This is a genomic window from Desulfobacterales bacterium, from assembly GCA_021647905.1.
Lineage (GTDB): Bacteria > Desulfobacterota > Desulfobulbia > Desulfobulbales > BM004 > JAKITW01.
The window spans coordinates 21,741-27,740 of record JAKITW010000033.1 but is presented as its reverse complement, the minus strand read 5'-3'; the positions used below and the strand labels follow the sequence as shown (position 1 = coordinate 27,740).

Annotated in this window: 7 protein-coding genes and 1 tRNA gene; all 8 read left to right on the top strand. The window is 59.4% G+C overall.

Annotated features, from left to right (window positions below; genetic code table 11):
- The first annotated feature begins 94 nt into the window (after nucleotides 1–94).
- Nucleotides 95–403 (top strand): YbaB/EbfC family nucleoid-associated protein, encoded by a 309-nt coding sequence (locus tag L3J03_06635; GenBank protein MCF6290653.1) that lies wholly within the window; start codon nucleotides 95–97, stop codon nucleotides 401–403.
- A gap of 15 nt (nucleotides 404–418) precedes the next feature.
- Nucleotides 419–1,036, top strand: coding sequence for a recombination mediator RecR (gene recR, locus L3J03_06630; protein MCF6290652.1), 618 nt, complete (start codon nucleotides 419–421; stop codon nucleotides 1,034–1,036).
- A gap of 150 nt (nucleotides 1,037–1,186) precedes the next feature.
- Nucleotides 1,187–1,261 (top strand) — tRNA-Val (locus L3J03_06625).
- 155 nt (nucleotides 1,262–1,416) lie between these two features.
- Nucleotides 1,417–3,360 (top strand): threonine--tRNA ligase, encoded by a 1,944-nt coding sequence (gene thrS, locus L3J03_06620; GenBank protein MCF6290651.1) that lies wholly within the window; start codon nucleotides 1,417–1,419, stop codon nucleotides 3,358–3,360.
- Between the two features lie 243 nt (nucleotides 3,361–3,603).
- Complete coding sequence (infC, locus tag L3J03_06615; GenBank protein ID MCF6290650.1) at nucleotides 3,604–4,149, top strand: translation initiation factor IF-3; 546 nt, start codon at nucleotides 3,604–3,606, stop codon at nucleotides 4,147–4,149.
- Between the two features lie 144 nt (nucleotides 4,150–4,293).
- Nucleotides 4,294–4,491 carry a 50S ribosomal protein L35 gene (gene rpmI / locus L3J03_06610; GenBank protein ID MCF6290649.1) on the top strand — a complete coding sequence of 66 codons (198 nt, stop codon included), beginning with the start codon at nucleotides 4,294–4,296 and terminating at the stop codon, nucleotides 4,489–4,491.
- A gap of 116 nt (nucleotides 4,492–4,607) precedes the next feature.
- Nucleotides 4,608–4,967 (top strand): 50S ribosomal protein L20, encoded by a 360-nt coding sequence (gene rplT, locus L3J03_06605; GenBank protein ID MCF6290648.1) that lies wholly within the window; start codon nucleotides 4,608–4,610, stop codon nucleotides 4,965–4,967.
- A gap of 12 nt (nucleotides 4,968–4,979) precedes the next feature.
- Nucleotides 4,980–5,990, top strand: a complete 1,011-nt coding sequence (gene pheS, locus L3J03_06600; protein MCF6290647.1) for a phenylalanine--tRNA ligase subunit alpha — start codon at nucleotides 4,980–4,982, stop codon at nucleotides 5,988–5,990.
- The last annotated feature ends 10 nt before the right edge of the window (nucleotides 5,991–6,000 follow it).

The window sequence follows — 6,000 nt, the reverse complement described above, 5'->3', positions numbered from 1 at the left end:
GAATATAATATGCCCCTGACCCCTGACCCCTGACCCCTGACCCCTGACCCCTGACCCCTGACCCCTGACCGAAGATTGATGACGGAGTGAATTTATGGATATAAGCGGGATGATGAAGCAGGCCCAGGAGCTTCAACGAAAGATGCAGGAGATCAAGGAGCAGGCAGGGGCCATGACCGTAACCTCCTCGGTGGGCGGCGGCATGGTCTCGGCCACCATGAACGGCCGCCAGGAACTGATCTCCATTACCATTGATCCGGAGTTGATCAAGCCCGAGGAGGCGGAGATGCTCCAAGACCTGGTGATCGCCGCGGTGAACGACGCCATTCGCCGGTCCCAGGAGTTGCTCCAGGACCAGATGCGGCAGCTGACCGGCGGGCTCAATATTCCCGGTCTCTTTTAAAAAGGCGCTCCGGTCATGTATGTCGTCCCTCCGGCCCTGGATTGCCTGATCCGGGAACTCAACCGCCTGCCGGGCATTGGTCGTAAAACCGCGACCCGGCTGGCCCTGTACATCCTGCGCCACCCTGCCGCCGCGGCCCGGGACCTGGCTGTGAGTCTTGCTGAACTGCATGGTTCGATCCGGCTGTGCGAGAACTGTTTTATTTTTTCCGAGACCAGCCCCTGCGCCATCTGTGCCGATCCCAGGCGTCGTGCCGACCAGGTCTGCGTGGTCGAGGACCCCGGCGACCTGATGGCCATTGAAAAGACCGGGGCTTTTCGCGGCCAGTACCATGTCCTGCACGGGGTTTTATCGCCTGTGGACGGCATCGGACCCAAGGAGATCAAGATCGATACCCTGCTCGCCAGGATCAGGCGCCGCCAGGTTAAGGAGGTACTCATCGCCACCAGTTCCACTGTGCCCGGCGAGGCGACCGCCTCCTACCTGGCCCAGCGGCTGTCCAAGGAGACGGTCCGGCTGACCCGGCTCGCCTGCGGAATTCCCATGGGCATGGACATTAAATATGCCGACGAGATTACCCTGGGCCGGGCCATCGAATCCCGGCGGGATACCGGAGACAACACAGGATTTTAATGGGACCCTGACCCATATTCCCCTTGACACCAGGGACCAGAATTGGTATTTGGTTTGCGGTTCGCGCGTTGGCCGGCAGGGTCCTGGTTTCTGGCCTTGAATCCGGCCCGGATCAACGGTGCGATACAATACCCTGAGAATTTTTTTTGTAGGCGCGTAGCTCAGTGGGAGAGCGCTACCCTGACGCGGTAGATGTCGGCGGTTCAATCCCGCCCGCGCCTACCATGAATGTGTGTTGATATCCTTTTGGGATGTAGGCTCCGCGGTTGCATTGGGTATGCAACATTGGCTTATGCCGGGCGGGGCCTACTTGCATTGTACATGATCAGGGGTGCGCCGGGGATCCTTACGGGCAAGGCCGAGGAATCGTTGATATAAAGATGACTGAGATCAGTGTTTGTCTAAAAGACGGGGACAAGAAGCAGGTTGACGCCGGGGCGACCCTGGCCGATGCCCTTGCCCTGTTGCTCTCCAAAAAACAACGCAAACAGGCCGTGGCCGTACGGGTGGGCGACGCCCTGTATGATCTGCAGACCCTGGTGAGCGATTTTGGCGTGCCGGAACTGGAACTGGAGCCGGTTACCCTGGCCATGGACCAGGGACTGGAGATCCTCAGACACAGCACCGCCCATGTCATGGCCCACGCGGTCCGCGATCTGTATGGCGATTCGGTCAAGGTAGCCATCGGCCCGGCCATTGCCAACGGCTTTTACTATGATTTTGATTGCAAAACACCCTTTACCCCTGATGACTTCGAGCGGATCGAGGCCCGGATGCAGGAGATTATCTCCGCTGGCCGGCCCTTTGAAAAACGGGCCGTGTCCAGGGCCGAGGCCGAGTCCCTGTTCGCGGAAAAGGGCGAGGAGTACAAGGTCGATCTGATCAACAGGCTTGAGGGCGATACGGTCACCCTCTACCAGGTGGGTGATTTTGTCGACCTCTGCCGGGGCCCCCATCTGCCCCATGCCGGGCTGATCAAGGCCTTTAAGCTGATCAAGGTGGCCGGGGCCTACTGGCGCGGGGATGAAAACAACCCCATGCTGCAGCGGATTTACGGCACCGCCTTTTCCGGCCGCAAGGAACTGGCCGCCTATCTGCACGGGCTTGAGGAGGCCAGGAAACGCGACCATCGCAAGCTGGGCCGTGATCTCAAGCTGTTTACCATCCAGGACGAGGTGGGACCGGGCCTGATCCTCTGGCAGCCCAAGGGGGCGCTGTTAAGAAAGCTGATCGAGGATTACTGGAAAGAGGAGCATTATTGCCACGACTACGAACTGCTCTATACCCCGCACATCGCCCGGCTGGACATGTGGAAGACCAGCGGTCATCTCGATTTCTACGGCGAGAACATGTATTCGCCCATGGTTATCGACGAGGTCCAGTACCAGATCAAGCCGATGAACTGCCCGTTTCATATCGCGATCTACCGGGCCGACAAGCGCAGCTACCGCGAGTTTCCCATCCGCTGGTGCGAACTGGGCACGGTCTATCGCTACGAGCGGACCGGGGTGCTGCACGGTCTCATGCGGGTGCGCGGCTTTACCCAGGACGATGCCCATATCTTCTGCCGGCCGGACCAGTTGCAGGATGAGATCTTCAATATTCTCGACCTCAACCTGCATATTCTGAAGACCTTCGGCTTTGCCGAGTATGATATCTATCTCTCCACCCGGCCGGAAAAATACGTGGGCAACGACGAGCACTGGCGGATGGCCACCGAGGCCCTGGAGCAGGCCCTGGAGAAGAAGGGGCTCGCCTATGAGCTTGACCCGGGCGAGGGGGTGTTCTACGGGCCTAAGATCGATATCAAGATCAAGGACGTGCTCGGCCGTTCCTGGCAGTGCTCCACCATTCAGGTGGACTTCAACCTGCCCGAGCGTTTCCAGATCAGCTATGTCGGCGCGGACGGCCGGGAGCACCAGCCGATCATGATCCACCGGGCCCTGATGGGTTCGCTGGAGCGGTTCATCGGGGTGTTGATCGAGCATTACGGCGGGGCCTTTCCCTTGTGGCTGGCCCCGGTCCAGGCGCGGATCTTGAATATCACCGACGGTCAGGCCGAATTCAGCGGCCAGGTGTTCAAGCAGCTCCGCACCGCCGGCATCCGGGTGGAAAAGGATTTGCGCAACGAGAAGCTAAACTATAAGATACGGGCGGCGCAACTGGCGAAAATTCCGTATATGCTGGTTATCGGCGACCGGGAGGTCGAGTCGGCGACGGTGACCGTGCGCTGCCGCGACGGCAAGAACCTGGCGCCGATGTCAGTGCCGGAGTTCGTGACCATGGTCACCGGGCAGTGCGCGGCAAAGAAGGATCATCGGTAAGATAGTGTCTGTCCAGAAATGAGCAATTTCGTTCAAGATCAAGGATCGCGAAAAAAATAACCGGAGTCATATAAGTGATATTACGAGGATTATTTTTTGAGCATGACGCCGAGATTGGGCGAAAGGGCCATTTCCGGGCGGGCACGAGATAAGCTATTGGTTGACAGCAGCCTGGCGGGGACCGCGGTGGCGGAGAGGAACCCTGCCGGCGATGAAGTAATTTCTTGTAATGGAGGTAAGGGTATTAAAAGAAGACGCAGGCAGAGCCCGGTCAGACGGGAACCGACGGTAAGGAGGAATGAACAGATCAGATACGAAGAGATCCGGGTGATCGGCCCGGACGGCGACCAGCTGGGGATTATGCCGCCGGCCACGGCCTTGAATATGGCCGAGGAAGAGGGCATGGACCTGGTTGAGATCTCGGGGAACGCCAGTCCTCCGGTCTGTCGGATCATGAACTATGACAAGTTCCGTTACGAGCAGAGCAAGAAGCTGCAGGAGGCCAGGAAGAAACAGACCGTGGTCGAGGTCAAGGAGATCAAGTTCCGGCCCAAGACCGAGGAACACGATCTGAACTTCAAGATCAAGAATATAAAAAAATTTCTGGCCAACAGGAACAAGGTCAAGATCACCCTGCGATTCCGGGGCCGGGAGATCGTCTACGCCCAGAGCCGGGGCGTGGCAGTGCTTAATAAGATCGGTGAGGCCCTGGTTGAGGACGGGGTGATCGTGCAGCCGCCCAGGATGGAAGGGCGGCAGATGGTCATGCTCGTTGCCCCCAAGCCTTAAGAAGGTCTTACGTATGTTATGCCTGACGGCCCGCCGGCTGCTGTTCCGCGCCTGTTTCAGGCGCGGGCGCGGTTATGCGCAGGGGCCGGCGGGTGCTATATTTTCTGGGGCCATGCTCCAGCCATAGAAGAGGAGAAGGAAACAATGCCCAAGATGAAAACAAACAGAGGCGCTGCCAAGCGGTTCAAGGCGACCGGCACCGGCAAGGTTGTCCGGCGCAAGGCGTACAGCAGCCATATTCTTACCAAGAAATCCACCAAGCGCAAACGCGGGCTGCGTCAGTCCGGACTGGTGGCTGCCGCTGATGTCGCCGGGATCAAGAGAATCCTGCCCTACCTGTAGGGCCGGGGAGACCGGGCCGGACCCGGCGTTGTTGATCGACCATTGCCGGGTCTGAAGGTCTGTTATGCTGCTTGAGACGGTTAAGCAAAAAAATTGATATACAAGGAGTTGGATAAATGCCTAGAGTAACGCGCGGATTCAAGGCCCGCAGAAGAAGAAAAAAGGTGTTGAAACTGGCCGGCGGCTATGTCGGCGGCCGCCATCGTCTGTTCAGGACGGCCACCGAGGCGGTGGACCGGGCCCTCTGTTATGCCTACCGGGACCGGCGCACCAAGAAGCGGGACTTCCGGCAGTTGTGGATCGTCCGGATCGGCGCGGCGGCCAAGGAGAACGGCATCTCCTACAGCAGGTTGATGGGCGGCCTGAAAAAGGCCAATGTGGAGCTTGATCGCAAGGTGCTGGCCAACATGGCCGTACTCGACCCGGCTGGTTTCGCCAAGGTGGCGGCCCTGGCCTCCCGGCAGGCCGCTGCCTGATTCAGGTCGATGATGGACCAGGAACTACTGCGCTTGCAGGCCGAGGCCGAGGCCGAACTGGCGGCCCTGGCGGTAAAAAAAGAGCTGGACGAACTCCGGGTCAAATACCTGGGCCGCAAGGGATCGATCACCGGCCTGCTCCGCAATCTCGGCACGGTCGCCAAGCAGGACCGGCCCCGGATCGGCAAGCTGGCCAATCAAGTCAAGCAGGAGCTTGAGGCGAAGTTCAAGGCCCGGGCCGCGGCGCTCACCGACAGTGCCGCGCTCATCGGCAGGCCGCAACCGGACCGCAGCCTGCCCGGCCGGCAGGCGCCCTTTGGCCGGCCCCACCCGATCACCCGGATAATGGGCGAGGTCTGTGAGATCTTCGAGATGATGGGCTTTGCCGTGGCCGAGGGTCCGGAGGTGGAACTGGACTTCTATAACTTCGAGGCCCTTAATATCCCCAAGCACCATCCGGCCCGGGACATGCACGACACCTTTTATGTTGACCAGACCCTGCTGCTCCGCACCCATACCTCGCCGATGCAGATCCGGGCCATGGAGCAACAGAAACCACCGCTCCGGATGATTGCCCCGGGCAAGGTGTACCGTTGCGACTCTGATATCACCCACACCCCGATGTTTCATCAGGTCGAGGGATTCCTGGTGGATCGCCAGGTCTCCTTTGCCGATCTCAAGGGGGTGCTCTCGGTCTTCTGCCGGAAGATGTTCGGCGATGGCACCGCGCTCCGTTTCCGGCCCAGCTTTTTTCCCTTTACCGAGCCCAGCGCTGAGATGGATATCGCCTGCGTGATCTGCGGCGGCTCCGGCTGCCGGGTCTGTAAGCAGACCGGCTGGATGGAGATCCTGGGGGCTGGATTGATCGATCCGGAGGTGCTCAAGATGGTTAACTACGATCCCGAGGAGTACAGCGGCTTTGCCTTTGGCCTGGGGATCGAGCGGATCGCCATGTTGAAACACGGCATTGATGACATCCGCTTGTTTTACGAGAACGATCTGCGTTTTCTTAATCAATTTTGATGAACTCGTA